Source organism: Thermostichus sp. OS-CIW-31 (assembly GCF_054060305.1).
On sequence record NZ_JBSSDA010000028.1, the window covers coordinates 1 to 26,992 of the forward strand.

26 protein-coding genes, 1 tRNA gene and 1 pseudogene are annotated in these 26,992 nt (G+C 55.4%); 11 read left to right on the forward strand and 17 right to left on the reverse strand.

Going from position 1 to position 26,992, the window contains the following annotated elements; translation table 11 throughout:
* Positions 1 to 494: pseudogene (locus ACVWY9_RS12940) on the reverse strand (photosystem II D2 protein (photosystem q(a) protein)); the annotation flags it as partial.
* A gap of 255 nt (positions 495 to 749) precedes the next feature.
* Between ACVWY9_RS12940 and glgA the strand changes: the two are divergent.
* Positions 750 to 2,291, forward strand: a complete 1,542-nt coding sequence (glgA, locus tag ACVWY9_RS12945; protein ID WP_414413590.1) for a glycogen synthase GlgA — start codon at positions 750 to 752, stop codon at positions 2,289 to 2,291.
* Between the two features lie 45 nt (positions 2,292 to 2,336).
* A complete protein-coding gene (locus tag ACVWY9_RS12950) occupies positions 2,337 to 2,957 on the forward strand; it encodes a hypothetical protein (RefSeq protein WP_414350843.1) in 621 nt (206 codons plus the stop codon).
* Here the strand turns inward: ACVWY9_RS12950 and rsmD are convergent.
* Genes rsmD through ACVWY9_RS12965 form a run of 3 tightly spaced genes read right to left on the reverse strand, consistent with a single transcriptional unit; the run spans position 2,954 to position 5,203 of the window.
* Positions 2,954 to 3,505, reverse strand: coding sequence for a 16S rRNA (guanine(966)-N(2))-methyltransferase RsmD (gene rsmD, locus ACVWY9_RS12955; RefSeq protein WP_414330030.1), 552 nt, complete (start codon positions 3,503 to 3,505; stop codon positions 2,954 to 2,956). The two genes, ACVWY9_RS12950 and rsmD, sit on opposite strands and share 4 nt — an antisense overlap.
* A 9-nt stretch (positions 3,506 to 3,514) precedes the next feature.
* Positions 3,515 to 4,402 (reverse strand): Sll0314/Alr1548 family TPR repeat-containing protein, encoded by an 888-nt coding sequence (locus ACVWY9_RS12960; RefSeq protein ID WP_457388791.1) that lies wholly within the window; start codon positions 4,400 to 4,402, stop codon positions 3,515 to 3,517.
* 39 nt (positions 4,403 to 4,441) lie between these two features.
* Entirely contained in the window at positions 4,442 to 5,203 is a 762-nt protein-coding gene (locus ACVWY9_RS12965; RefSeq protein ID WP_457388793.1) for a HEAT repeat domain-containing protein, read from the reverse strand.
* Between the two features lie 365 nt (positions 5,204 to 5,568).
* Between ACVWY9_RS12965 and ACVWY9_RS12970 the strand changes: the two genes are divergently transcribed.
* Positions 5,569 to 6,183 (forward strand): Uma2 family endonuclease, encoded by a 615-nt coding sequence (locus ACVWY9_RS12970; RefSeq protein WP_457388795.1) that lies wholly within the window; start codon positions 5,569 to 5,571, stop codon positions 6,181 to 6,183.
* A gap of 194 nt (positions 6,184 to 6,377) precedes the next feature.
* Positions 6,378 to 6,992, forward strand: coding sequence for a Uma2 family endonuclease (locus tag ACVWY9_RS12975; protein WP_414357405.1), 615 nt, complete (start codon positions 6,378 to 6,380; stop codon positions 6,990 to 6,992).
* Positions 6,993 to 7,086: 94 nt separating this feature from the next.
* On the opposite strand, the gene ACVWY9_RS12980 is transcribed toward ACVWY9_RS12975, so the two are convergent.
* Positions 7,087 to 9,798, reverse strand: coding sequence for a phospholipase D-like domain-containing anti-phage protein (locus tag ACVWY9_RS12980; protein ID WP_414406739.1), 2,712 nt, complete (start codon positions 9,796 to 9,798; stop codon positions 7,087 to 7,089).
* Between the two features lie 102 nt (positions 9,799 to 9,900).
* Here ACVWY9_RS12980 and ACVWY9_RS12985 point away from each other — a divergent pair, with 102 nt between their 5' ends.
* Both ACVWY9_RS12985 and ACVWY9_RS12990 read left to right on the forward strand, forming a co-directional pair.
* Complete coding sequence (locus ACVWY9_RS12985) at positions 9,901 to 10,416, forward strand: nucleotidyltransferase domain-containing protein (protein ID WP_457388798.1); 516 nt, start codon at positions 9,901 to 9,903, stop codon at positions 10,414 to 10,416.
* Positions 10,376 to 10,825, forward strand: a complete 450-nt coding sequence (locus ACVWY9_RS12990; RefSeq protein WP_414398902.1) for a HEPN domain-containing protein — start codon at positions 10,376 to 10,378, stop codon at positions 10,823 to 10,825. The genes ACVWY9_RS12985 and ACVWY9_RS12990 overlap by 41 nt, the downstream gene beginning before the upstream one ends.
* Before the next feature lie 21 nt (positions 10,826 to 10,846).
* On the opposite strand, the gene ACVWY9_RS12995 is transcribed toward ACVWY9_RS12990, so the two are convergent.
* On the reverse strand, positions 10,847 to 13,663 hold the full coding sequence (locus tag ACVWY9_RS12995; protein WP_457388810.1) for an anti-phage-associated DUF1156 domain-containing protein: 2,817 nt from the start codon (positions 13,661 to 13,663) through the stop codon (positions 10,847 to 10,849).
* A 52-nt stretch (positions 13,664 to 13,715) separates the two neighbouring features.
* Between ACVWY9_RS12995 and ACVWY9_RS13000 the strand changes: the two genes are divergently transcribed.
* Positions 13,716 to 13,955 carry a DUF433 domain-containing protein gene (locus ACVWY9_RS13000; protein WP_457388800.1) on the forward strand — a complete coding sequence of 80 codons (240 nt, stop codon included), beginning with the start codon at positions 13,716 to 13,718 and terminating at the stop codon, positions 13,953 to 13,955.
* Positions 13,955 to 14,125 carry a DUF5615 family PIN-like protein gene (locus ACVWY9_RS13005; RefSeq protein ID WP_187147225.1) on the forward strand — a complete coding sequence of 57 codons (171 nt, stop codon included), beginning with the start codon at positions 13,955 to 13,957 and terminating at the stop codon, positions 14,123 to 14,125. Before ACVWY9_RS13000 ends, ACVWY9_RS13005 begins: the two co-directional genes overlap by 1 nt.
* Before the next feature lie 89 nt (positions 14,126 to 14,214).
* Here the strand turns inward: ACVWY9_RS13005 and ACVWY9_RS13010 are convergent, their stop codons facing one another.
* The 7 genes from ACVWY9_RS13010 to ACVWY9_RS13040 all read right to left on the reverse strand — a co-directional run bounded on the left by ACVWY9_RS13010 (position 14,215) and on the right by ACVWY9_RS13040 (position 20,593).
* On the reverse strand, positions 14,215 to 14,433 hold the full coding sequence (locus ACVWY9_RS13010; protein WP_041437369.1) for a hypothetical protein: 219 nt from the start codon (positions 14,431 to 14,433) through the stop codon (positions 14,215 to 14,217).
* Between the two features lie 40 nt (positions 14,434 to 14,473).
* Positions 14,474 to 15,151, reverse strand: coding sequence for an anti-phage-associated DUF3780 domain-containing protein (locus ACVWY9_RS13015; RefSeq protein ID WP_083757646.1), 678 nt, complete (start codon positions 15,149 to 15,151; stop codon positions 14,474 to 14,476).
* Positions 15,148 to 18,228: an anti-phage-associated DUF499 domain-containing protein gene (locus ACVWY9_RS13020; RefSeq protein ID WP_457388802.1), complete on the reverse strand. Its 3,081-nt coding sequence runs from the start codon at positions 18,226 to 18,228 to the stop codon at positions 15,148 to 15,150. The genes ACVWY9_RS13015 and ACVWY9_RS13020 overlap by 4 nt, the downstream gene beginning before the upstream one ends.
* Before the next feature lie 103 nt (positions 18,229 to 18,331).
* Positions 18,332 to 19,549 carry an RNA-guided endonuclease InsQ/TnpB family protein gene (locus ACVWY9_RS13025; protein WP_457388804.1) on the reverse strand — a complete coding sequence of 406 codons (1,218 nt, stop codon included), beginning with the start codon at positions 19,547 to 19,549 and terminating at the stop codon, positions 18,332 to 18,334.
* 138 nt (positions 19,550 to 19,687) lie between these two features.
* Positions 19,688 to 19,882 (reverse strand): hypothetical protein, encoded by a 195-nt coding sequence (locus tag ACVWY9_RS13030; RefSeq protein ID WP_011433320.1) that lies wholly within the window; start codon positions 19,880 to 19,882, stop codon positions 19,688 to 19,690.
* Positions 19,883 to 19,952: 70 nt separating this feature from the next.
* A tRNA-Ser gene (locus ACVWY9_RS13035) sits at positions 19,953 to 20,037 on the reverse strand.
* Positions 20,038 to 20,122: 85 nt separating this feature from the next.
* The gene (locus tag ACVWY9_RS13040) at positions 20,123 to 20,593 is read right to left on the reverse strand and encodes a tetratricopeptide repeat protein (RefSeq protein WP_238376725.1); all 471 of its coding nucleotides are present in this window, start codon (positions 20,591 to 20,593) and stop codon (positions 20,123 to 20,125) included.
* A gap of 237 nt (positions 20,594 to 20,830) precedes the next feature.
* Between ACVWY9_RS13040 and ACVWY9_RS13045 the strand changes: the two genes are divergently transcribed.
* The gene (locus tag ACVWY9_RS13045) at positions 20,831 to 21,463 is read left to right on the forward strand and encodes a DUF4384 domain-containing protein (protein WP_011433318.1); all 633 of its coding nucleotides are present in this window, start codon (positions 20,831 to 20,833) and stop codon (positions 21,461 to 21,463) included.
* A 198-nt stretch (positions 21,464 to 21,661) separates the two neighbouring features.
* On the forward strand, positions 21,662 to 22,057 hold the full coding sequence (locus ACVWY9_RS13050) for a DUF4346 domain-containing protein (RefSeq protein ID WP_011433316.1): 396 nt from the start codon (positions 21,662 to 21,664) through the stop codon (positions 22,055 to 22,057).
* A gap of 30 nt (positions 22,058 to 22,087) precedes the next feature.
* On the opposite strand, the gene groL is transcribed toward ACVWY9_RS13050, so the two are convergent.
* The 4 genes from groL to ACVWY9_RS13070 form a co-directional block, all read right to left on the reverse strand.
* Complete coding sequence (groL, locus tag ACVWY9_RS13055) at positions 22,088 to 23,707, reverse strand: chaperonin GroEL (protein WP_011433315.1); 1,620 nt, start codon at positions 23,705 to 23,707, stop codon at positions 22,088 to 22,090.
* A gap of 199 nt (positions 23,708 to 23,906) precedes the next feature.
* Entirely contained in the window at positions 23,907 to 24,233 is a 327-nt protein-coding gene (locus ACVWY9_RS13060) for a 30S ribosomal protein PSRP-3 (RefSeq protein ID WP_414330048.1), read from the reverse strand.
* Positions 24,234 to 24,321: 88 nt separating this feature from the next.
* A complete protein-coding gene (locus tag ACVWY9_RS13065; RefSeq protein WP_414400479.1) occupies positions 24,322 to 25,437 on the reverse strand; it encodes an NAD(P)/FAD-dependent oxidoreductase in 1,116 nt (371 codons plus the stop codon).
* 11 nt (positions 25,438 to 25,448) lie between these two features.
* Positions 25,449 to 25,940, reverse strand: a complete 492-nt coding sequence (locus ACVWY9_RS13070) for a GNAT family N-acetyltransferase (RefSeq protein ID WP_457388808.1) — start codon at positions 25,938 to 25,940, stop codon at positions 25,449 to 25,451.
* A 152-nt stretch (positions 25,941 to 26,092) separates the two neighbouring features.
* Between ACVWY9_RS13070 and ACVWY9_RS13075 the strand changes: the two genes are divergently transcribed.
* Positions 26,093 to 26,845: a Uma2 family endonuclease gene (locus ACVWY9_RS13075; protein WP_011433311.1), complete on the forward strand. Its 753-nt coding sequence runs from the start codon at positions 26,093 to 26,095 to the stop codon at positions 26,843 to 26,845.
* The last annotated feature ends 147 nt before the right edge of the window (positions 26,846 to 26,992 follow it).

Sequence of the window (26,992 nt, forward strand, 5' to 3'; positions counted from 1 at the left end):
CTCTGCCCCAGCGGGTAAATCAAAAACACGCTCACAAACACCGCTATCGGCGCGCTAAACGCAATGGCGTTGTAGGGCCGCACCCCCACCAGCCGAGCAATCTCAAATTGCCGCAGCATAAAGCCAATCAGCCCCAGCGCTCCGTGCAGGGCCACAAAGGTCCACAGCCCCCCAATCTGGCACCAGCGGGTGAAGTCCCCCTGGGCTTCGGGGCCCCACAGCAGCAGCAGGCTGTGCCCCATGCTGTCGGCGGGGGTGGAGACGGCTACGGTCAAAAAGTTGCACCCTTCCAGGTAGGAGCTGGCCAACCCGTGGGTGTACCAGGAAGTTACAAAGGTGGTGCCGGTGAGCCAGCCGCCCAGGGCTAGGTAAGCGCAGGGGAACAGCAGCAGCCCGGACCAGCCGATAAACACGAATCTGTCGCGCTTGAGCCAGTCATCGACGATGTCGAACCATCCTCGCTCCTGACGCACGCGCCCTACCGCTATGGTCATAGGACGTCTCTCCAGAACAATGACGACGAATAAAGTGCAATACAGCAGCGCCCACAACAGTTCTGAGCAGCACTGTCCTTCCATCTTACGAAAAATCAATAAGTTGCAACATAACCTCAAGATGAGGCGCTGCATCAGCTCATCCGGCGCAGGGATCCCTTGTGTTTTAGGATGGGAAGGGTTTTGGCTGAGGGCAACTGAGCCGGGATCCGTTCACGGCGGTGGAGCGGAGCCCACAACAACAGGGAGGGCAGCGTGGTTCAAGCCAGGATTTTGTTCGCAGCGGCAGAGGCAGCACCTCTGGCCAAGGTGGGGGGCATGGCGGATGTGGTGGGATCCCTGCCTGTCGTTTTGCGCAAGCTGGGTCAGGATGTCCGCATCATCATGCCTCTGTATGGCTTTCTCTGGGACAAGTTCGGCCAGGAACCGGGGCAATACCCCCGCTCGAAAGATCCCATCTGGTCTAAACAGGTCATGGGTCAGGTGGCCGATATTTACGAAAGCGTTTTGCCCGGCACCGATGTGCCCCTCTACTTGGTCAGCCACTACTGCTTTGCTCCCCACCGCATCTACTACGGCGAGGACGAGTTCTGGCGCTTCACCTTTTTTGCCAACGCCGTAGCCGAATTTGCCTGGACTTACTACCCCTGGAAACCCAACATCATCCACTGCCACGATTGGCACACCGGCATGATCCCGGCCTGGATGCACCAAGCTCCCGATATTGGCACGGTGTTCACCATCCACAACCTGGCCTACCAAGGGCCCTGGCGCTGGCAACTGGAGCGCATGACCTGGCTGCCCTGGTATTTTTCTGCCCACAACACCATGGCTGCCGGGATCCTCTATGCCGACCAAGTGAACACCGTCTCGCCCACCTACGCGATGGAGATTCGCACCCCTCTACATGGGGAAGGACTGCAGGACTTGTTGGCCTGGAAAGGGGAACGGTTGCGAGGAATTTTGAATGGGATCGACATCGATAGGTTTGATCCCCGCACCGACCCAGACCTAGAGGCCAATTTCAGCATCGATGATCTCAGCGGGCGGGCGACCAACAAAGCCACGCTACAGGCCAAGTTGGGCTTGACCGTTAACCCAGATACCTTCCTGATGGGCATGGTGGCCCGTTTGGTGGAGCAAAAAGGGATCGACTTGCTCATCCAAGCCTTGGATCGCTTTTTGGCCTACAGCGACGCGCAATTCGTTTTGCTGGGAGGCAGCGGCGAAGCCTACTACGAAGGGCGGATCCGGGAGATGGCCGAGCGGCACCCGGGCAAAATGGCCTACCAAAAAGGCTACCAACCCAAGCTGGCCCAGTTGATCTACGGGGGGGCAGATGCGTTTTTGATGCCCAGCCGCTTTGAGCCCTGCGGCATCAGCCAAATGATCGCCATGCGCTATGGGTGTGTGCCCATTGTCCGCCGCACGGGAGGGCTGGTGGATACCGTCAGCCACCACATCCCCAGCAAGGGGATCGGCACCGGCTACTGCTTTGACCGCTACGAAGCCCTGGACTTCTACACCTGTCTGGCGCGGGCTTGGGAAGCCTTCCAGCACAAAGAAACTTGGCAAGCGCTGCAGAAGCGGGGCATGGCCAGCGATTTCAGTTGGCACCGCTCGGCGCTGGAATACCTGCGCATGTATGAGCTGATTCTCAACCTACCGCTGCTGCCGGAAAAGCCTCCAGAGCCACCCAACTCGCCCAGCTCCTCTCCGCCCAAGCTCAAGAAGCCCATCTCCTCCCAGCCTCGCTCCAAAGGGATCCCTGAGCTGCAGCAAAGGCACGAGGAGTAGGGTAGAGTGGAACGGGTCAAAAAAGGTTTTGGGGGTTACCCGCACATGATTGGACGACGTCCTACTGTTGCTTCCCAAGGCTGTCGCCAGGACGCCATCGCACAGGGGCTCAGCCTTCTGCGCCGTTCTTGGGCGCGGTTGGTTTTCGGCGTACTGCTCGGCCTTGTCCTGGGCATGGGCTCCACCTTCTGGGCCACCGCTCAGCAGCTCCCCACCGGGCAACAGCTTATTCCCAATCCGCAGCAGTTTCGCGCCCTAGAGCAGCCCAGCAGCGCCCTCAGCGCATTGCGAGCCGAACAACTGGCCGCCGAAGCCAATGCCGCCATCCAAGCGCAAAACTACGACCAGGCTGTCGAGCTGCTGCAGCAGGTGTTCAACGCCTACAACCAGCGCTCCAACTACCACCAAGATCTCTCCCGCGCCTTCGCCGGGATCCAAAACCGCATCTCCGAAGAACAGCGGGAGCTGGCCCGTGTTGCCGCCCAAGCCCGGGATCAAGCCGCCTACGATTTGGCCGTGGTCTATCGCGCCGCCGGGCGACCGGAAGAGGCTGTGGGCTGGCTGATCCAGGTCATCAACAGCCAGGGCCCAACCCGCGAGCTGGGCACCCAAGCCTATCAGCAGCTCTTGGAAATCGGCTTCGTCAGCACTCCCTTCCCCAGCTAGAGCTGCTCTTCCAGATGGCGATAGAAGGCGAGGGCCGTTTGCCCATAGGTTCGTTGGTCAAAGCGCAGCAGGGATCCCACCTGGTCTGGTAGCTTCTGGCCGCTGCGATGCTCGACGATCAAGGTTCCGCCTGGCTTGAGCAAGGGCGGGATCAGGGGCAGGAGCGGGGCGTACAGACCGGCCTCGTAGGGAGGAGCAAAGTACACGTAATCAAATGGCTCCAAGTTCAGGCCGCGGCTGAGCAGCTTGCGGGCATCTCCCTGAATGACCTGGAAAGATTGCCCCGGCTGCGCCACCTTGGCCCAGTTGGCTCGGATGATGCGGCAGGCAGGGGCGGCAATCTCGATCCCGGCCACAAAAGCGGCCCCCTGACACAGAGCTTCTGCTCCCACCGTACCGGCCCCACAGCACAGATCCAGCCAGCGACAGCCTTCCACCTGCCCTTGCAAGATGTTGAACAAGGCCTGCCTCACCCGGCCAGGTGTGGGTCGAGTGCCCAAGCCAGCGGGAGTTTGCAGCGCTCGTTTGCCGCTGATGCGCAGGCTCATGGGATCCCTTCAGGGGTTAGGTGCAGCCGGCAACTGGCCGGTCAACCCACTGCGTTGGGCAGCGCGATCCCGCTCCATCTGGATTTGCTCCACCAAAGGTTGGGGCAGTTGGGCGGAAGCTTGCAGGGCCTGATCGAAAAGGGGGACGGCCTCTCGGTCTTGCCCTTTGGAGACCAGAATTTGCGCCTTGAGGTAATAGAGCTCCGGGTTGCTGCAAGAAGCAGCAATGGCTCGATCCACCGCCTCCAGCGCCTCGTCAAAGCGCTGCATATCCCGGTAGGCCAGAGCTTGGCCGCGGTAGGACAGATAGTCAGGAGCTGCCATCCGAAACTGATTTAGAGCCTTCTCCCGGTAGGTCAGCAGCAAATCCATGTAGCCGTTGAGCAGATTTAGCTCCGGATCGCTGCTGTCCACTGCCTGGGCGGCCCGAATGGAAGCAAACAATTGATTGAGGGTGGGCAGAGCTTTGGGCAAACCGATGACCACCCCATCTCGCACCACAATGTTGGCTGCCTCCAGCCCATAGCCCACGCCCTCATAAAGGTTGCCCCGCAAGGGATCCGTCTTTTTCAGCTCGGCAGCCACCTGTCGGGTTTGAGTGGCCAACTGGGCAAATGCTTCCAGGTCTCCCTCCTGATAAGCCAGCGCCGCCAACAGGGCATAGACCATCGGCTCTTCGGGGGAGGCTTTCTTGGCCATTTCCAGCTTTTCCCGGCTCTGGCTGTAGCGGCCTGCACAGAAGAACTCTTCAAAAGCTGCCGCCACCTCCGGCCTGATGGGGCGGGCATTGTCCCCGCTGCGGAAGGGATCCTGCGCCCAAACCGGCAGAGCGGATCCCCACACCCAACAAATCACCCCCAGCAGTTTGCCCAGCCTGCTCATTTTGCCGATACTCATCCCCAGTGCCTCAACTCCCACCCCCATCTAACCCTCTCTTCAGCGCAGCAGTTGGGCAATCGAAGCAATAGCGGCATCTTGAACCAACTCATTGGGCTCATAGGCCAGAAGATCGTGCAAGGGATCCAAGGCGCGCGGATCCCCAATTTGGCCGAGGGCACGGGCCGCCGCCTCCCGCACCACCGGCTCATCGTCCGCAAGCTTGGTCAGCAAAGCCGGCACCGCCTCCACCACCCGCATTTGCCCCAACTGGTAGATGGTTTGCAGTTGAACCTCCAGAGGGGTTGCTGGGAGAGCAGAGCTGTACACAGAAATACCCGCAGAACCGTCGTAGGAATAGCCGCCGTGCGCCATCGAGATAGCCGAGAGAGCCTGCAACGCCTCTAGGGCACGAGATCGCTCTGCCCCGCTCATCTGGGGCAATTGAGCCACCAGATCATCAAAAGCTTGCTGCACAGGATCGACAGCCGCAACCTGTTGGGCAATGCGAGTTAGTTGGCGATCCGCCTGCACCTGCTGCCAAGACTGGAACGCTGCCAGACCTGCCACTATCAAAGCCGCATCGGCCAGAATGGCCAGCAGCGCCATTCCTCCCCAAATCTTGCTGCGACGGCTGAGCCTTCGCATTTGCTTATCCACATAGACAAAGGCTTGGTGCTGCCGTTCCCAAAAGTCGGGGGCCACCTGCAGAGTTTGAGCGCTCAGATCGGTAGACAGAAGGTTTTCCTCGCGGGCTACCTCTAGGCTCTGTAGCCTTTGATTCAAGCGAGAAAATTGTTTCGTCCAGAGCCAAGTAAACATCAGGTCACGTCCTCTCTGCAAACCTGCCATCGAGAACCAAGTCCTGCTGACACGACATCATGTGGCCTGTGCTGGCATCTAATCTAGCGTCAGGCAAGGTTGGCCCACTTTCCCCTGGGATCCCAGAGGGGGAGCTTATGCGACAGGATAACAAAAGCGTCAGCTCCCCACCACCGGTCTTTACCCTAGAATCGCAGGATGCTTCTCAGTGTAGAGAGGCCGACGAAGGACGCAGAGGGGTTGACCGCGCTTGTGTGAGTGCTATGCACCGCTTCGCAACCGAGAGAACTCAAAGGCTACCGCGTCGAGCTTCTCGACACCCGACTGACCGTTTGAGCCATTCTGCCGCTGCCTGAGGAGATGCCATGACCACTGCCCTCGCCCCCCGTAAAACCCACACTTCAGAGGAATACTTTGCCCTGGAAGCTGAATCAGAGGCCACAGGCGGGATCCGCCGTGAATTTTGCAATGGGGAAATTATTGAGATAACTGGCGGCACACCCATTCATAGCCAACTGATTACCAGTGTCAATGCCCTACTTTGGCTTAAGCTAAGAGGCAAGGGTTTTTCCGTTTTTTCTAGTGATCTCAGACTTTACATACCTGCCTTCGAACAATATGTCTATCCCGATGGTATGGTGATCCAAAACCCAGTTCAGCTCAAAGAAGGGCGCAAGGATACCGTCACTAACCCCATCTTGATTGTGGAAGTGCTCTCACCTGCCACTGAAAGCTACGATAGAGGAGCGAAGTTTGCTGCCTATCGCTCTCTCCCAACTTTACAGGAGTATCTGCTAATTGACCAAGCTCGAATCAGTGTAGAACACTACCGCCGCCAGGGAAATGTCGAGTGGATCTTCAGGGACTACCATGCCCTGGATGATGTTGTTACGCTGCCATCTGTCAACATCACTTTTTCCCTGGCAGACATTTACGGTGATATTGAATTAGAGCAAGATTCAAATGCAACACGCTCCTGACAAGAACCTACTCCCCCACTTGAAACGTAGATGAGGCAAGTTGGGAATGCCTGAAGTGATTCTGCTAGATATCTACATCCGGCTCTGGCTAGGGTTACACGGCTATGCCATAAAAGACTATTAAAGGATGAGATGGGCGACAATGTTTGCAGAAGTATCTAGGGCGTTTTAACTCATTCAAGGGAGGAAAAACTATGACTGCTACCTATGCTGTGTCTTCTAAGCCAATGACTTTTGCTGAGTTTCTGGAGTGGAAACCTAACAGACGATACGAACTACACAACGGAGTTGCGGTTGAGATGCAACCCACAGGGAAACATGATGAAATCAGTGGTTTTCTTGCCATCGAATTGGCATTAGAAATCCGCAGGTGCAACCTCAACTATTTTCTAGGTCGGGACACCTTGATCAAGGCGCCGGAAGGCGATACTGCCTACGCTCCTGATGGGGTGGTGATTGACCGTACCGCCTTGGCCAGAGAACCCCTGTGGCAGAAATCCTCGACGCTCATCCACGGAACCTCTATTCCTCTTGTCATTGAAATTACCAGCAACAACTGGCGAGATGACTACTGGCATAAGCTGAGTGACTACGAGACGTTAGGTATTGCCGAATACTGGATCGTTGACTACCAAGCGTTGGGGGGTCGTCGGTACATTGGCGAGCCGAAGGTTCCCACAATCTCGGTTTTCCAACTGGTCAATGAGGAATATCAGGCGCAATTATTTCGGGGCAATGACCGGATTCGCTCTAAAGTTTTCCCTGAATTAAACCTCACGGCTGAGCAGATTTTTCGGGCTGGAGCCTAGCATGGTCAAGGCACTTCCGCCCGTATTAACTCGTGGTCAGAGGCAACTTTTTCCAGCCCATTGGCAGAAGCATATCGAATTGGCTGATATATGGCTACCACCCTTCTGAAAGACGTTCCACAATATCCCGACGGGACAACACCTTTTCGCAGGTCTCCCATCTTGGGCCTTTGGGTTCAACTGTGCTTGCGTAGCGCAGCTCAAAAGCGTTGGCCTGTTTCTTGCGCTCTGTAAACTCCTGCAATTTGGCCTCCAGAGTTTCGATATTCTCAATCCACTCATCTTCGATAGTATCGGGCAAAGAACCGAACAAGTCGTAGCGATCTTTCATCCGCTGAGAAAGCACCTCGTATACCTTTTCGTCGTGGGTACCGTGGTACACCAGGTTGAGCATGTCCACACGGTCGCGGGTCTGACCAAAGCGCTTGATCCGCCCAATGCGCTGCTCTAGGCGGGAAGGATTCCAAGGGAGATCAATGTTGATCAGCGTGCCCAAAGTTTGGAGATTCAGACCTTCACAAGCAGCATCGGTGGCCACCACCAGCCGAATGGTACGCTCTCGCACGGCTCTCTTGATATCTTCCCGCTCTGCGCTCCGCCATTCTCCGGCAAAAAACAAACCCGACTTGTGGGCGCCTGCATAGAGAGCCACACTTTCTTGAGGCAGACGTTGGCTCAGGTTGTTGGCCACCCAATGGGCGGTATCAAAATACTGGCTGAAAATGATGCATCCCAAGTCCAGCCAGTGTCGTTCCTGTAGGAAATAGAGGACGGCATCGAGTTTGGGATCCGTGCTCTTTTGGCTCAAGACGCTAACAATGCGCTCCAAATGGGCATATTCTGCCTCTAAAATCTCTGGAAGGTTGTCTAACAGCCAATCTTCTTCTCCGTCCTCCTCAAAAAAACGCCGCTTTTCCAGTAGTTTCTGAGCCGTAGATAGGCCGCTGGCAATACTGGAGCAGATCCGGCTTTGCATGATGCTTTTCATAAACCCAGCGGATTGGGTACGCTGTCTCAAAGCCCTAGCAAAATCTTGGGCAGCTTCATAGGCCACATCAAATTCGGGAGAAGTGAGCAAACCCAGCCCACAGAACATGGGCAATTGCTCTCCCTCGCTCGGCCAAATATCGACGGCAATCCGCTCAAGCAAGCCCAATTCTTCCAAGGTAGAGCGTTTTCGCAATACGGTATGGCGCAGAATTGGGTTGTGTCGCTGGAAAAAAGTCAGCCCCTGTTGGCGCTCTTCCAGGGCATCTCGCAGTTCTTGGCGGGTGAAGTCCTCCAATTCCGTCAGGGGCTTATCTGTGAAGTGTTGACCTTTGAAGAGCTTCAGATCGCTGCGGATGTGGTCAAACAAGGGATCCTCAACAGATGGCGGCAGAGGATTGCGGAGCAAATTCCAGGCAAAATGCTCGTCGGTCACTGCTTGTTGTCCTGTCAAGATGGGCAGGATCCTTTGCGTCTGCTGCCACAACTGCTGATGCCGTCGTCCCAACACATGCTCGGCACCGCTGTTGAGCACTCCCAGCAGATCCCACAGTTCCTCAACATGGGTTTGGATGGGGGTGGCTGTGCCCAAAAGGACGTGCTTGGACTGGGTGGCCGCCTTGCCCATAAAGTCCAAGAGATTGTTGGGTTTGGGATCCCTTACCGTGACACCACGGGTACAGCGGGCGCGGTGAGCCTCATCCAGGACAATCGTGCCAAAGCGTCGTTCCAAAAGGCATTGGGCTTCGGGGGCATTGTGAAAGATGAGACCCGTAGAAACAATACCAATTTGATAGGGGCAACGGCCAATACCTTCAGCACCCTTGGTTTTGATGATGTGCCCATTGGCATCTTGCCATACCTTGCGGTTGGAGAGCCACACAGCAGAGGGAATGCCCAGTTTATCTTTGAGTTCCACTTGCCACTGCTGGCAGAGGGTAGCCGGACAAAGAATTAAGGCTGGCCCATCTTCCAAAAGGCACGCCACCATCGCCGCAACCGCCAAAGACAAGGTTTTACCCAGCCCCACTTCATCTGCCAGAATGAGTCGCACTGCGCCATACAGCTCTCGGTGTTCCAGGAACATTTCCACAAACGACTGCTGCCATGGTTTGAGAACCTCACCCCGGCGATAGAGAGGGGCTTCCACCAATGCGGCTCCAGGAACATCGACAGGTTGCAAGTCTTGAAGAAATACCTCTACCTTGCGAGATAATCGCCCCACCTCTTCCACAATCGCTTCTGGCAGAGGAACACTCCGTTCCCACAGGTACTGAAACTCCGCTTCGACCCAAGCAACCCCTTCTGGCGACTGGTCTTCCCAGACAATTTCGTAATGCTCTTGCCATCCCTGCCGCGTTTCGTTGAGGCTGCCGATAAAAGCAGATTTGGTGCCATCTCTTGCCTCAATAACACCTGCTTTGCCGTGGAGAAAGGGGGCATCTGCGGCTGACACCACTCGCACTTCCACTTTGCCGCTTTTGAGGATTTCGTAAAGTTGACGGTAGCGGGGGCGCTGTAATAGGCTGGTGATCGATTCTCCTTTCTCTTCGTTCCATTTTTCTTTGAGCGCCATTTCTCTGGCCTGGCGGGAAGCTTTGCCGATGGCAATATCCCAGGGATCCAAGTCGCTGTTACAGACGATCTGCACCTGCTCGATGTGTGTAATCTCTTCAGTCACCAATTCAAAAATAGAAGAGCGAAAGTACCCAGCAATGCGCTTGTAGGTGCGTGCCTTTGCCAGGCGATCTTTGAGAAAGACATGGCTGAGCCGCTGCTGGCGGGAACTGAAACGGCGTAGGAAAGAAGTGCTGGACATGGCGGGCTGGGGTAAAATTGTAACAATACTCTAGCCTTAAAATGAGCAGCCGAAGGCGCAAGCAGCGTCTTTGCAGAATAAGCTGATCAGCGCAAGGTAGCCATGTCAACCGTACAAGAGTCTGCAGGCTTTCAGGGCAGAGAGAAGCGCAGCATAGGAGTATCCGAAGCACAAGCGCGGCTTATTCAAGAGAAAATTCAATCCGTCTTTGGCTCGGATCTGTGGGCTATTGTTGTCTATGGATCCCGCGCCAATAATTCATGGGTTCACGGCTCTGACCTCGATTTATTAGTAATTGCAGAGAATATACCCGATTGCAGAAGCAGAGATGACTTACTGCTTCCTACCTGCAGGGATCTAGAAAAACTTCTTGGCTTGGAGATAAACTTTATCTTGCTAAAGCCCACAGAGCTATGCAGGCCAGCCAGCTTGACTTATGAAGTGGCTACCAACCACCACATCATCTATGAAAAGCAGAACTGCATCACGCAGATCAGGGATATAGTCAATCAACTCATCTGTGACAGTTTAATTACGTATAAAGTATGCCGGGGGATCCCCTATTGGGTGAATAACGATGAGAAAGAAATTAGCAAGAGACTACTATCAAAGGGCTAATTATCGCATCCAAGCGTTGTCATTCTTCTATGAGGTTGGCGATTACGCTGATGTAGTTCGGATGTGCCAAGAAATCATTGAGTTATTCATCAAAGCTTGCCTAATCATTAAGGGAATAAACTACGGCAAAACCCATGACCCTGGTGGCCAAGTAGCAGAAAATAGAGAACGGTTCCCAGAGCTTTCTGACGAGGAAATAGCCTTGCTGGAAAACATATCATTTGAGATGCGCAAAGATAGGGAGTTGGCTTTTTATGGAGCTGTAGATATTGTCCCCTTGGAATACTACAAACAAAAAAATGCGGACAAGGCTATAGCTTATGTTAACCAAATAAAGTCGATTGTCGAGAAATACTTTAACTCAGATGCTGAGCTTGAAGGAAGCCCTGACAATACAACTTGTGAGTGAGTTAATCCTATAACTTCTTCTTCAACCCAAGCGTTCATTTCTGATAAGGGCGAGCAAGATCCCGGCGGCTGAGGACTCTTCTGGATAGCGGTGTTCTCGCTTGCGGGCAATGTATTGACAAAAAGCCACCAAATCATCCCGGCGCATGTGGTAGTTGGGCACCAAAGACCGCAGGTGTTCCATCACCTCATCGCTATCCGCCTCTTTCTGCAGTTCGTAGAGAGCAAACAAAACGGCTCGCAGTGCTGAGCGGCCAAATTCGCCCTCAAAGCTGCTCTTCTTGAAGTCTAGAGCATTTTTGAGTCGGGCATTGTTGGGCTGCTGAGAGGCCATCAATTTGCCATAGTCGCCAACTCGAAATGCCTTGGCAAAGTTCTGGTAGTTGTCCAGCTTCTTCAGCCCTACCGCTTCCAGTTCCATCATTTTCAGATAAAAGCGCTCTGCACCACAGCACCCCTCCCACACCCCCTGCGCGATGTCTTCAGGTACAAGATGCTCATTGGCAACCTGCACGGCATAATCAATAATTTCCCGAACGATATCTCTTTCGCCTTTGGGTCGGGGGCGCAGGGCTGCTGCCACCATATCCTGTCCATCAATGCGCCGGTAGCCCGTCAATACCCGCAATGCTGCCGCATAACCTGCCATTTGCAAATCGGCATCTTCAAACAGGTTTTCGGTGCGCCCCTTGCCTTGGGTGCTTTGATTTAGCCCCACCATGGTTTCAATCTGATGGGCAACTTCTTGCCGCACCTCTTCCACCAGCTCATCCCGATAGGCAGAAGTATCTTGCAACCGCTTACGCGCCACCAGCAACACCGTGCCTTGCACATAACCGCCCTTTTTGAGTTCAGAAGTGGTTTCGGTGGCAATGTACCAAGCGGCTGTAACTTGCAAGCCCGCCCCCCACATGATGCTGGCCATATCCGACCACACTTCGGCATCCTGATGGGTGAACATCACAATTTGCAAGCCGTTGTCGGGCATATGCTTTGCTAAGGCAGTGTAGGCAGCAATCATATCCTGACGGAACTTTTCCCCCTTGCCCTGAATGGCTAAAGCTCTGCGACTGTCCCATACCCAATCGGCAAACTCCTTGGGGGGATTCTTGCGCAACCACGCGATGAAAAATTCCGTGATCTCGTGGTAATGCACTGCATCCGCATACGGTGGATCAGTGATGAAAATGTCACTGGACTCAAGAACTTCCCTGGCAGGTGAAGCAACTATAGAGCTTGAGGACAGGATTTGAACTTTACCCTTGTTCCAATCTGTACTAAGCGTATGATTCTCGTAGTATTTGACACCTCGTATTCCCCAATCAAAAAATGTATTGAGAGCCTGATTTGTGAAAACATGACATACCTTGTCACACCCTTGATTTGGATCCCATACAGTTAAACGTCCTGACCAATCCAATGACTTTGAGAAAATCAAGGCAAGTTCTGAGGCTCTTTTTTGATATTTGATGTTCTTAGAATAAAGCGCATTCACAAAAAGCTGTCGTGCATTAAACAAATGATGCCAATAAGTCCAGCCCCGCTCCCAAATTGGCTGACTTGTATTGTATCCAGGTTCAATCGGCATATCGGGAACCAGACCAGCTTCTTGCCAAGCGGCGAGGTTTTCTCTAACGATTTGCTCTACTTTGCGCTCTCGTTCTAGGTCGGCGGGGGTGACGCTGGCGAAAAAGGTTTCTTGACGGCTCTTGCCCAATGTTTCGGCGGTGATCCACTGAATGCAATACAGCCGTTCCTGAAAAATGTCGTCGGGGCGGGGCATAAAATCGTGCTTTTCCCAACGGCGCAGTTTATTGCCAGTCGTGCCATCGGGAAGGCGGTAATCGCCTCGGATGGTTTTAATAGGCGTGCGGTACTCTTCTCCATCCAGAACGTAAACCAAATCGCCATCCTGAACGGTGCCCTTGGCAGCGGCTTTCATTTCCGCTTCGCTGACCCCGGATACAATTTCAATTTCAAAACGTTTTTGGTCGTAATTGGGGATTAACTTGGCCACCACATTGCGGGTTTTGCTGATCACCCAACTGGGAGCCATTGGCACCATCCAGCCGGTGTGGGGGCAACGGGTTTCTAGGCAGTATAGGTAGGCTTTGGCGCGGTTGCCGTGCTCATCATGCTCAATGCCTAGAGCAGTAATTTCCCGATCCACCGCCTCAGCCACTGCTTTTTGGGCTGCTTCAATTTCCCGACGGGTGGCTTCATCGGCTCCCACGATATTCAGCGCTCCCCAAGTGAGCATACAGGCAATGGGATTGAGGTCGCTGGCATAGACATCGCATCCCAGCCTTGCCGCCTCAAAGGGGATTTGACCGCTCCCGCAAAAGGTATCCCCTACTCGTGGGCGATGGCCAAACCGCAAGATCCCCAGTTGCTCCACCAATTCCGGGAAACTGTGGGCATTTGTCCCCAAATGTTGGTTCACCCGATCCCAAATGGGGCCGTAGAGGGTGGCATCGTCGCATTCTTCCGGGCGTTTGCAGAGTTCCAGTTTTTCGAGGTAAGAGCCTTGTGCCAATTTGGGTTTATCCCGTTGCGATTTCAGACGGCGTTCCAAACTGCTGTCAGCAATGCCCATCAGCAACTCAAACACTTCCAGATCGCCTTCGGGGTTATCTGTGGCAGGTAGCAATGCCCCCAACACACAGGCTTTGGCAAGGATCAGGGGTTTGCGCCCTTTCCAGTAGCTCCCCAACGCCGTGAGGGTTTGGCCAGCCCCAGCTTTGCGTTCCTTTTGCGCTTCGGCGCTGATTTTTTGGGCAGGCAAGAGCCGCTCGATCAAACTCGGCTTATCTTTCCAAGCAAGGGGGATGATGGACAGGGGAGATCTCCGGCGATACCATCGATCATGGTAGCTCTTAGGGCCCTAAGCCGTGAACTGGGAAGACTATATTCATTCGGATCCCGATATTCTCCTGGGTAAACCAGTTTTCAGAGGAAGTCGCCTATCGATGGAATTTATTTTGGGGCTATTTTCGGCAGGCTGGACGGAAAAGCAGATTTTGGAAAACTACCCTACGCTGACTCCAGAAGCACTTAGGGCTATGTTTAGCTATATCCAAGAATGTATGCGTGAAATGAACTTCTACAGTTTTTCAGATAAAGTTAGTTGATGCAATTTCTCGTCAATGAAAATTTTCCACGCTTAAGTATCTGTCTATTGCGAGATGCTGGCTTAGATGTGGCATCGCTCTCAGAGGAAGCTCCAGGTACTAAAGATTTCGAGGTCTTGGCTAGAGCTGCACAAGAGAAGCGGATTATATTGACTTTTGATCGGGATTAGCGTCCTTTGTAAGTCTAGCTTGTCCAAATCTGGAATGGACTCTGGAAGAGCGTTAAACAACTTGCGAAACTGGGCAGTGGTGCGAGATTTCACAGCGTTTCGGGGTTTAATTCTTCCGTCTTGCCTGCTTGATACTCGGCTATTGCCTCGGCACCGAGTTTTGCTAACATATCCGCTGAAGAAGCAAAGGATTCTTCCCATCGCTGATCGTCTTCTAGCTCATCAAGAATCAGGCTGGCAATTGCATTTTGCTCCTCTGTGGGTAGAGCTTTTAACTTGCTAATCGCTTTCTCCAGCAGTTCTGTCATCATTTGCATTCTCCCAAATAGGCGGTTTTATCTATATAACTTAATCTCTTAGCTTTGTCGTGCCAATGGTTGCTTCACTATCCCAAAAGGGCGAGGGATCTTCTTGCAAGCAGGATAACAGGCTGAGTTGATCGGCTTCTACGGCTTCGCTACGCAAGCTATCGGAACAAGCTGGCTGGTATGGGCGCTTGACCGGAGTGGGCACACTCAGTTCCGTCAAGGGATTTTCTGTGAGGGCATAGCGCAGGGCTTTGCGCCAACCGATATTCCCGTGATCGACACCCCCTGTCGCCGCTGCTGTCATGGTGTAAAGCCACCAGCGCTCTTCTGGACGCAGCCCTCTCCAGTTGCGAATGGCATTGGGGATCGCCTCCGGTTTGGCCCGTTCTACTGCCCAAGCCAGCACCAGCAATTCCTTCCCCAGCAGACGTTCTACGAGGTTGCGGCCAGTTGTCCAACGGCTCGGATTCATTTTTTTCGCCCGCAGGCGGTCATTAAACTCTTGTTTGAGATCCTCAGCAATCTGGCTCCAGATAGACCGGCTGAGAACACAGCGCTCCGCAATGTCCGGCTGTCCGTTGATGCCCGCCTTGATGCCATAGACTTCGTAAATCAGCACAGGAGCGGTTCTGCCGGCAGGTATTTCGACCACAAAGTGGTGGGGATCAACGGTTTTGGGACAGCCGAACCCCACCGTCTCCCATTTTTTATCGCTCACTGCTCTACCTCTCCCGGCTCAGGATTGATTTCCAACCGATGCAAAAAGACTTCCAAATCGTGGCCGCTGCTGAAGTGTAGGTCGTCCAAGCGCAGACTCACCTCTGCCGTCTCATTGCCCAAAGCCTGACGTGCTATCGCAATAAACTGCTCAATGTCTTCCGCTTTTACCACCATATCGCTTCCAAACCGGGTGGTGATGGCTCGGTTCCCTTCCCCCACGGTTAGGGAGATCCCACCCGCCAGTTGCACACCCAAAGCCTTGCTCTGATTGATGGCCGTATAACTCGCCTTATTTCCTTGCAGGTTGAGGCGCTTGTGCAGCTTAGCCGGTTTGTTTTTGTCAATCACCGGCCCTTTTTGGTCGAGCGCCGGGATCGTGAAGTTGCGAGTGGTGCTCACCCCTTGATCTTCGGCGTAGGCATAGATGGTAACGGCTTCTGATCCCTCTAGTTCGATGGGGCCAGTGTAGAGGGTGCCTTCCCGTGGGTTAATGCCCGTGGTGTTCCAGCGAATTTGACCACGGGGTTTCACGGTTAGCTCTACGGTGCGCTTGCCGCCGCCAATACGAGGCTGGTGGGTGAGGGTCAGCGTATTCTTCCAAGCATAGACATCCCCTGTCTCGTGCCGGCCATCCGGGTCAATGGCGACAAACCACAGGGCAGTGTCATCGGTTGTCCAGATCGTATCGGGCACCACAGGGCTGTTGGCATCCACATTGGGCGTGTAGTCGTAGTGAACACGGCCATTTTTGCCCGCATCTCGAGGCAGAATTTCCAAGGTAGCCGTACCGGTGCGGTCATCGTATTCTCGCTGGGTGATGGCTACGGATGTGCGGGGGGGCGGAAAGGGCCCCTTTTCGATGTATCCATCTTCGGTGTACCGCCAGCGACCTTGGCTGACGGCTATCTGCCGCAGGGTATCCATTCCTTTGGGGGGCAACCAGGGCCAGCGCTCGTTGGTGATGGTGCGGGAAACCACGTCTCGCCAAGGGATACGCCGCTCTCCCCCTGCCGGCCACAACAGGTCTTCTGCTCGCGACAGCAACGCCTCGGCATTGGCTTCCACATCGACATACAGCTTGGATGCACCGACATCGGATAGGGCTTTTTCGATCTGCTCTTCAGCATGGAAGGTATTGCCCGTAAAGGTCATGGAGAGCTTGGTAGGAGTCAGTTTGCCCTTGATGGGGTAATAGACCCGATTGAACAGGCTGACCACAGTGGCGTTAAAGTCGTAGGCGGCTTGTTCGGCCTCTTCCTCCAGTTCTGCTTTGTGGGGGGATTTGTCTCCACCGGTTTCTTCCAGTACTCGGGCAACGGCCCACAAACGACGGGTTTTGTCTTCTAGGCTGGCCAGATTGGAGCCATCTCCGGTAACCACACAAAAGTTGTTCTTCTCGGGAACACTTTCCCAAAACTGCTGGGCCTCTTCTGGGGGTGTTTTGCTGTCTGGGCTGAGTACCAGGCACACCCGCGGGCCATTGAGGCGAATCTCATCAATTTTGGGCAGGGCTTGCACCTCTTGATAGGCAATCCGCCGTTGGGGTCGGAAAATTTCTTCCAGCCGCCGCTTCATTTCCGCATCAATTTTCGGCTGGGGAGCGTTGCGGGCACGGCTATCAATGCGCTTACGCAGGTTCTCGATGTTGGAAAAGTACCAAGCATCGTTTTCTTTGCGGTGCAGGTACCAGGCGTTGGCACGGAACGCTTGAAAAGCATCCTGAAATTCGCTGACATTCCGCTGAGGAGCTACTAGGTATTCCAAAAATTGCCCCTCGGTAAAGCCTTTCACGGCATCAACTGATTCAGACAGAGAGGCAGTCAACAGCAGGGCAGCAATCTGACTGGCAGCATCATGGCCCAGTTTTTGATCCACCAGTTCAGCGACAGCAGTGCCATTGGCCGCAATATCGTGGGCAATCGCTCCCTGTAGATTGCTGATTTTGTTGATCTCTTCCCGCACATCTGGGATGTTGAGGTTCAGATGCTGGCAACCGATCAGGTAGACATCGTTGCTGGGACGCTCCCATACCGACTGGATTATTTTTGAAACAAACTGCATCAAGCCGCGAGTTTGACGGTAGCTTTCGTTTTCCTTAAATAGGGCAATGATGTGCTTAACCGAAGGATGGAAAGGGTAAGAAGCATGAATTTCGGCGGCAATTTGTTCGGCAGTTTTGGCAATTGATTTGGCTCTGGCTGCATCTCCCAGCACTTTTGCGTAGGCAGAAGCAACTGCATCAATGGTTTGTACATTGGGCAGGGAGCTAAATAGCCGCTTGCGGAGAATGTCGTAAATTTCCGATGTGCCCAGGTCTACCGGTGTGATGGATCGCGCTTGGCGGTTGGTTTCTTGAGCGAAGTTACCGATTGCTTTTTGCAGTTCCCGTGAGGCTCCTTCGTAGCTGCCGGATAGGTTGGAAATGACAATGCAGCAGCGCTTTAACTTCAAGGCGGCACTCAGCAGGTTCGATAGGGCGTAGGTTGTCACTTGCGCCAATGTACCTCCGCCCACCATGCGGGTAATGGCGTAGTCGAAGTAGGGCGGCAGCTCGTCCAATAGAATGAGGGTGGGTTCATCTCCAATTAAATCAATCCAATCCTGCTCACTGGGGGCATCTGCTCCGTGCTGCCAAAATTTGACAAAAGCCTCTTCTTTCCCCAGTTGCCGGGCAATCTCTCCCCAAATAAACCGTTGCTCGAACTTGAGGCGTCCATTGATGGCAACCAGTTTAGCGTCGGCAAAAGGAGCATCTTGAGTGATGTCTGGCACAACCTCGGCACGCAAAGCGGCATCCCGCGCCAGCAACCCTAGGGCAATCATGGAGTGGGTTTTACCACCCCCCATCGCCTGTTTGAGTTCAAACACCGCTTGGTCGGAGCGACCTGCCAGCCGTTTGAGCCCCTGACGCAGCAACAGATCCATCCCGCGGGTAATGTGGTTTTTGGCGAAGAATGCCCGGGCATCCTCTGCTGTATGCTCGATAACATTCGACAGATTTTCAATTTGCTCAACTATGGCGTAGTTCAAGGCCATAGGATGAATTTGACAAACGTCTTTGACGGTGGGAATCATTGCGGCTAGCTCCTGCTACTCAAGATGGTGACCCTCTCTTCAACTAAAGGAACTGTGGGGGGTGTTCAGTATTTAGCAGAGGTAAACTACCCGGCTCCGACCGCTAAGCGGTACGGAGCGGGCTTTCAGTAGCCCTGAGCCTGCTCTGCTCTACCAGAGAACAAAACAGGCCCGAACCTCTAGGCTGGTTTACGGCAGCCCCCAAGAGCGCAATCACATTCGCACCATTCAAATCCGCATCCCCTTCCCATCCACAGTGCCCACACTTGAACGACTTACCACTGCGGTAGGATTGCGCAGGATCGGGATGGATGTGTAAACACTTGTGACAGGTCTGCGACGTGTAAGCAGGCGGCACAAGAACCAGAGAAACCCCTGCAACCCTCGCCTTGTATTCCAGAAACTGACGTAGTTGGTAGAACGCCCAACTGTTGGCCCTGCGCCGCTCGGCTTTGCTGCGTGGCTGTTGATTGACCCTTTCCCGGATCCCTGTCAGGTCTTCCAGGGCGATAGCGCTGTTGGTAGCTTTTGCCCTAGAGACAATAGCTTTGGAGATGCGATGATTGACCCACGTTTTTGCTACGCAACGCTGACGCGACTGAAAGCGTCTCTCCTTGCCAGACAGCCGTTGCAACAGTTCTCTGCATCTGCGCCGCGAACTGCGTGTGCCCTTACTGGCTTTACGTTGGAGTACCGCCCTCAACCGGGAGTAGTGGTCTCGGACTCTGCTCAACTGCTGTCCATTCCAGTTATCACCCTCTGACGTATGGGCAATATCTGTCCTCCCCAAGTCCACCCCCAGCACTCTACCCGTGCGTTGCGGTGGGGATGGCTCCGTTTCCACACAGATCTGAATAGAGTAGGAGCCGTCTTTACGCTTGACCAGAGTGGCAGATTTGGGATTGGAGCCCGCCAGCCGTTCTCTCTGGTAGCGGCCAATCGCCAGCTCAAAGCGCTCCCGACCCTCCACCGTGGTCAGCGACACCGACCAGTCTTTCTCGCGGAACGAAAAGATACGAGCGTCGTAGGTAGCGAAGCCACCCTTGAACGCTTTGACGGGGCGGTTTTTCTGTCGGGCAACTTTACGGGCGCCGGCCAGCCGTCTGCAGACCTGCTGAGCCAAGTTACTGGACAAGCCGAACCGGGCACGGATTTCGCGGTAGCACAGAGACTGAAGCTTAACGGCGTTGGCGACTTTCTCGGGTGTGTTTTGGTTGACCCAGTTCAAGGCTTGGCCAAAAGCCTCCAAAGTCGCGTCCAATTTGGCGGCTTGCGACTGGGACACCTTGAGCTTGCAGGATACGGTCAGGACTTGGGTCATGGTTCTATTGTGACTTCCGCATTCCTCCCGGCACTGACCCTACGGGTACAGTGCGGGGCTCCTGCGATTTCTAGCTGACACAGGCAGGCAAGGGCGGCTGTTCGATATTCATGTCCCGCCTTGTTTGGGATGCGACGGTCAGGATGGGGATCCCTCTGTGAGGATTTGGTTAACCTTTTCTGTCCACTGGGGATCTTCAGGTGCAATCACTATGCTCTTGGGTCGGGATCCCAGTTCCCGATAGATGGGCTCCACTGCGGGAGTGCCCCGCAACTGCCAAGCTATGTCTTTGAGCTGTTGAGTGGTCAAGGTCGATAAATCAAGGATGGTCATGTGGATAGCTCCCCCTCTGGGCCAGTGAATCTCTGTAGCTTCGACCCGTTGGGCTTTACCTCAAGATAAACGGAGAGGGTGGGATTCGAACCCACGGTGGCGTCAACCACGGCAGTTTTCAAGACTGCTTCCTTAAACCGCTCGGACACCTCTCCAAATTGCCGGGATCCCCAGGCTTTACTTATGTTACGCAATGGGTTTCTGGCTTTGCAATCGCTGCCGACCACAACCCCCACAGATTTACCCGCCACTGCCGCCGGAGACCTGAGTGGACGCCTGATGGTTGCGAATGGCCCGCTTGACCAAATTGAGGAAGGCAAAGGCCCGTTGGTCGGTGGGATCCAAGCGCATCACCGCTTGAAAGGCTGCTTCCGCCTGTTGCAGAACGGCCAGATCGATTTGTCCGTCCTCATCGGCTTCCAGTTGGGCCTTTTGCAAGAGGAGAGCCCCTCGATTGTAATGGGCTGCCACATGGTTGGGATCTGCCGCCAAAACGGCTTCCAGCTCTGTCAGGGCCGGATCCAGATAGCCGCTCATGCCCAGTACCCAGGCCAGCTTGTAACGAGCTTCGGTATGGGTTGGATCGGCAGCAACCGCCTGGCGAAACGCTTGGATGGCAGCCTGGAAATCGCCCGCTTGTACCGCTGCGATGCCTTCTTGGTAGCTGTCGTGAGCCATGAGCAAGTTGGGGGTTGACTGGGAAGCTGGCATGAGGAAGGGATCCCTTACCTGTAGATTAACCCTTGCCAAACGTGTTGCCCCCAATTCCCATCCCAGGTACCGAGAACAGAGCCGTGCCCCCGCTGGTTTACCGTCTTTTCCCTCTTGGGGGTGCCATCTGCAGCAGGAGAAACTGCCGCGGCAAGAGATTGGAGATTGCGCAAAGCCTGACCTGCATAACCTGCGCCCCTTCCTAGGATGAACATAGCCATTGATTGGGTGTGAACCATGAATGCCAAACTGCTTTTCCTACCGCTGGCTTTGGGGCTGTCTGTAGCTCCGGCCACCGCCGTTTTTCCGCAAACCCTGGGCATCTACCCTCCTTTACAGAGGCTGCAACTGGCCGATACCCGTCAGTTGGATGCTGGCACTCGCTCCATCATTGTCAACCCCGTTCCTTCCGACCTGCGGGTGAATCTGGAGCTGGATCGGCACGGGTCTAACCCCATCTACCGGCCTGGCGAGCCGATTGCCATTACCCTGAGCACCAACCGCGATGCCTACGTTTACCTGTTCAGCATCCAAGCCGATGGCCGTACCCATCTGATTTTGCCCAACCGCTTTTCCGGTGGCAACGAGTTTCTGCGGGCCGGAGAAGTGCGCACCTTCCCGCCGCCAGGGGCCAGCTATCGGTTGACCATCGCTCCACCCTTCGGCCAAGCCCAGGTGTTGGCGGTGGCCTCTCCCCGTCCGCTGAACTTCCAGGAGATTGCCTCTTTTGAGCAGAGTGGCTCCTTTGCCGACGTGCGGGTGCGGGGATCCCAACTGGGCAATGCCATTGCCCGCGCCATCATCGTCGAGGGGATCCCTTCGGACCAGTGGGTGACGGCCACTCGGTTCTATCGGGTTGCCCCGCGCTAATCCAAGCTCTGAGACCTCAGGTGGATGGCCCGCACAGGATCCCCTTCATCGGGTATATGACCAGCCCCACCGTTCAAGCTGGGAAGGAAGTCAACCACCCCAAAGGCTGCCCAAAGATTGGGTTCATCTGCCACAATGAGAGCAGCCAAAAGTAGTCCCGGCTACGTTTCTCCTGTGTGGTTCTGGGTCAGCCGTTCTATGTCCCCTTCCTCCAAGCCCCTGAGCGAGCAGATTCGCAGCATTGACGACCATCTCTCCCGCCGCCCCCTGGATCTGGATCCGGCGGGCTATTTCGTCATCTACTTGGATCGGGAGCAGAACCTCATTTGCGCCAAGTACTACAGCACCGTCATCAATGAGCGGGGGCTGGCCACCGATCCGGAAACAGGAGCTGTGATCCCGGCAAAGGGCTCCGTCAACCGATCCCCTGAACGGGTGTACGTTGGGCGCACGGCCAAAGAACTGTGTGTGCAGATCTTTGAAAAAGAGCAGGAGAAAGTGGTCTCCCAGCTCAGCCATGCGGCCTACTTGGGCAGGGAGTTTCAAAAAGCTGAAGCTGCCCTGATCTCCGGCGAGGAGTACATCCAAGACTGATCCCTTCCCAGAAAGCTCACTTTCGCAAGACTACATCATCCCCTTAGGTGCAGAGCCAGCCGCCGGCTTGGGCTCAGGCTTTTCCACCACAATCGCTTCGGTTGTGAGGTACATTCCGGCTATGGAAGCCGCGTTTTGCAGCGCTGAGCGCACCACTTTGGCCGGATCCACGATCCCCTGGGCAAACATATCCACATAGGTTCCGGTCAGGGCATCGAAGCCAAAGGGCATCTCCTTCTCCAAAACCTTTTCCACCACCACTGACCCTTCCAGACCGGCATTGTGGGCAATCTGAAAGAGAGGGGCCTGCAAGGCTCGGTAAACAATTTCTGCCCCCACCTGTTCTTCGGCATTCAACTTGGCCTTGAAAGCCGGGATCCCTTTGGAGAGGTGCAATAGCGTCGCCCCGCCGCCAGGGACGATCCCTTCTTCCACCGCAGCTCGGGTGGCATTTAGGGCATCCTCAATGCGCAGCTTGCGATCTTTGAGTTCGGTTTCAGTGGCAGCCCCCACTTTGATCACCGCCACTCCCCCGGCTAACTTGGCGATGCGTTCTTGCAATTTTTCGCGGTCGTACTCGGAATCGGTGGTTTCCAGTTGCTTGCGAATTTGAGCCACTCGCTTTTCCACCGCCGCTTTGGTGCTGCCATCGGTCACGATGGTGGTCTTGTCTTTGGTGACGGTGATCTTGCGGGCTACCCCCATCATGTCCAGAGTGACCTTATCCAACTTGATGCCCACATCCTCAGAGATGAGCTGCCCGCCGGTGAGAATGGCGATATCTTCCAGCATGGCTTTGCGCCGATCCCCAAAAGCCGGAGCCTTGACCGCCACCGCATTGAGTACCCCCCGCAGGCGGTTCACCACCAATGTGGCCAGAGCCTCTCCCTCCACATCCTCCGCAATGACCAGAAGAGGCCGACCCTCGCGGGCCACCCGCTCTAGGATGGGCACCAGATCTTGCAGGCTGGAGATCTTGTTGCTGGTAATCAGCAGATAAGCATTCTCATACTCGGCCACCATCCGCTCCGAGTCTGTGACGAAATAGGGGGAAATGTAGCCGCGGTCAAACTGCATCCCCTCCACCACGTCCAACTCGGTTTCCAGCGACTTGGATTCTTCGACCGTGATCACCCCATCTCGCCCTACAGCATCCATGGCCTTGGCGATCATCTCTCCCACTTCGCTGTCATTGCCGGCAGAGATAGTGGCTACTTCGGCGATGGTTTTACGGCCTTCCACAGGCTTGGCATGAGCTGCAATTTGCTCCACCAAGTAGGCAGTGGTCTTTTCAATGCCGCGCCGCAGAGCCACAGGGTTGGCGCCCGCCGAGATGTTTTTGAGCCCTTCCCGCACCATGCTTTGGGCCAGGATGGTGGCTGTGGTGGTACCATCTCCGGCCACATCGTTGGTCTTAGAGGCCACTTCCCGCATCAACTGGGCGCCTGTGTTCTCCAAAGGATCGGCCAACTCAATTTCCTTGGCAATCGTGACCCCGTCGTTGACGATTTGGGGGGCACCAAACTTCTTCTCCAAGACCACGTTGCGTCCTTTGGGGCCAATCGTAACCTTGATTGCATCCGCCAGTTGGTTGATGCCCTGCTCCAATGCCTTGCGGGCCTCTTCTCTAAACAGAATCCGCTTTGCCATAGAATCCGCGATCCTCGTAAGTCTGACTGGGCTCCTACTTTGGGTACTGCCAGGCGGAGTGGGGTTCCCAGGAATCCTCCGGCTCGGCTAGCAGGGAGTTAGCACTCTAAACTCCCGAGTGCCAATCTAGCTCAAAGACGGGAGCCTGAGCAAGATGGGCAGCTCCGGAGTCACGTTTTGGCTGACAGGGGGGAGAGGGCTAGGAGTTGCCGCCGATCAGGATGTCGGGAAACTGGGCCTGGGCTTCGCTGATGGGGCGGTTGCGCCCGCCGTTTTGCCAGTAGTTGATGAGTTCGGTGGCTCGGTTAAGCAGCTCGATGCGATCCACTTCGCTGATCCAAGTTTTGCTTTCCAGCTCAGCCTTAAGCTGCTCCCAAGCGTCATCCCGCGGCCAGAAAAAGTAGTGGGTGAGGGGGCTGCGGTTTTTGGCCACCACCTGATCGACGGCAATAGCCAAATCGTTTTCCAACCAGAGGGCTTTTAGGGCGAACTTCGGCAAGGCTCTCTTCTCCTTTGGGCTACTCAACGGACGATCCGATCCTAACCAGGCAGCCTTTCATTCTGACATATGTCCTGTCCATCGGCGGGCCGAGAGCCGGAAGATGGATACGGGCTCAGCCCTGTCTGGGGGCAAAGGGCCCTAGATCACAGAGGGCTGTTTCCCCTTTCAGTACCAAGTCCCGCAGGATGGCGGCGCTGATCGGGGCCAGCAACACTCCATTGCGATAATGGCCGGTGGCAATGAGCAGATTGGCGTAGCCAGGAGCCCAACCCAGGATGGGGGCGCGCTGTCCCACTGGTCGAGGCCGATGGCCGGCCCAATGATCCAACAAAGTTGCTTCGGCCAAAGCCGGGCAGAGTCGGATGGCGCGGGCCAGCAGATCTTGTAGCGCCAGCAGCGTCGGCTCGGGATGAGGGGCCTGAAATTCCACTGTTGCCCCCACCCACAGGGATCCATCCCCCAGGGGAACCAGATGCAGATCCGCGTCGGTGACCACGGGCCCCAGGGGGATCCCGGGAGCTCTGACCCGCAGGGCCTGACCTTTGACCGCTTGCAGGGGCACCTGCAACCCCAGCTCTTTGGCCAGAGGGGAGCTGCCCAGACCTGCCGCCAGGATGACGTGACCTGCCGAGAGGGTGAGAGCGGGCGTGTAAACCGTTTGCAGGCGAAAGGGGGGATCCGAGCTGCGCTGAATCTTCTGGACAGGCTGGTGGAAGAAAAAGCGGGATCCCTTGCGTTGGGCTGCTTCCAAGAGAGCCTGGGTTAGGAGCTTGGGTTGGACTTGTCGATCCTGGGGAGAGTAGATGGCCGCCGCCAGGTCGCTGCGCAGGCCGGGCTGCAGGGATCCCACTTCGGCAAGGCTGAGCAGATCTAGGCGGTAACCTGCTTGTCGGCGGGCCACCAGGGTTTCTTGCCAAGCTTCCACTTCCTCCTCCCTGAGGAGTTTGAGAATGCCGCGCCGATTGACGGGCAAACTCCGGCCCAGGTCTTCCTCCAGCCGCGCGATTAGGGGATCGAACAGCTCCAGGCTTTTTAGACGCAACTGCACCACCTCCCCGCTAGGCTGGCGGCTGCAGATCCCCATCAACACCCCCAGCGACGCGCCCGCGGCGCCTGAGGCCGGCTCCCCGGCATCCACTCCAATGACCGACAGCCCAGCTGTGGCCAATTCGTAGGCAATGGCACAGCCCACCACCCCACAGCCAATCACCAACGCATCACAGTTCAACAGCCCGACCCTCAACGGAGACGCTTTTCGTAGTGATACTCCACAGAGTTGCTGCGATCGTGCAATTCACGAATTTCCGGCAGACGTACATAGCCGAGCCGTTCATAGACCCGATGAGCTGTCGTGAAGCGAGTATCTGTCCACAGATGCAGAGAGTCCGCCTGCTGCTGCCGAGCCGCAAATTCGGCCTGTTCAATCAAACGCCGACCCAAACCCCGACCGCGCACTGCGGGCAGAGTGTAGAGTTTTTTCAGCTCCATGCGCCCAGGGATCCCATCGGGCACAAGGCCGACACAGCCGACCACTTGATCCTGATGCTGCGCCACCCAAAGGGATCCCCCCATCTCCGCGAAAGCTGTGGCAGGCTGAAGCAACTCCGGCACCTCTTCGATGTCCAATACACAGCCTGGATACTCCGCAAAGACCACTTGCAAAATGTGGAGCAGAGCCGCACTGTCCGAGTTTTCCGCAGGACGGATGTCGAGACGGATGTCGATCTGCATCGAGCAGCGAAGAAAAAGAAATCATCGTTAAGTAAAGCTTTCTCGATTGTACCTGGGCTTGCTCGAGGACTCTGTTTTCTCTGTTTCTCAGGGAGCAGAGGATCCCTGAGGTGAGCGGCTAAGATCGCTAGCATCCCCAACCCCATCTGCCCATGGATACTGAACTGCTGGTTCCCGACGTCGCCGATCTCGTAACAGAGGATGATACCCCGGTGGATAACTTTGCCTCGGAAAAACAGCAGCGCCTCCTGACTGGAGCTCTCTACAGCGCTTTGCGCGGCAAAACCTTTTTAGCAGCGGCAAATGTAGGCATCTACACCGCCATCGGTCGGCCCCCGATTGTGCCGGATGTTTTTCTCAGCCTGGACGTCACGGTGCCGGAGCAATGGTGGGAGAAGCAAAACCGTTGCTACCTGCTCTGGCAATTTGACAAGCCGCCGGATGTGGTGATCGAGATCGTCTCCAACCGCGAAGGCGACGAGCTGGAAGGCAAGCTGAGCCGTTATGAGCAGATGCGAGTTAGCTACTACGCGGTCTTCGATCCCAATCATGAGCTGGGGCCAGAGGAGTTGCGCATTTTCGAACTGCGGGGCCGCCACTACGCGGAAATGACCGAGACCTGGCTAGAACAGGTGGGGCTGGGCCTGACGGTGTGGGAAGGCGTTTTTGAGGGGAAACAAGCTCGCTGGCTGCGCTGGTGTGATGCCCAAGGGCAGTTGCTGCTGACCGGCGATGAACGGGCTGAGTTGGAGCGGGAACGGGCGGAGCAGGAACGTCAACGGGCGGAACAAGAACGCCAAAGAGCCGAACAAGAACGCCAACGGGCGGAACAGGAACGTCAACGGGCGGAGCGTCTGGCGGCAAGATTGCGGGCTTTGGGTGAGGATCCCGATTTGGAGAGCTGAAGCCCAGGGATCCCCTTCAGCACCCACCCTCCACTACACTCAGCTAGAAATTGCAGGAGCCCCGCACTGTACCCGTAGGGTCAGTGTCGGGAGGAATGCGGAAGTTATGATAGAACCATGACCCAAGTCCTGACCGTCTCCTGCAAG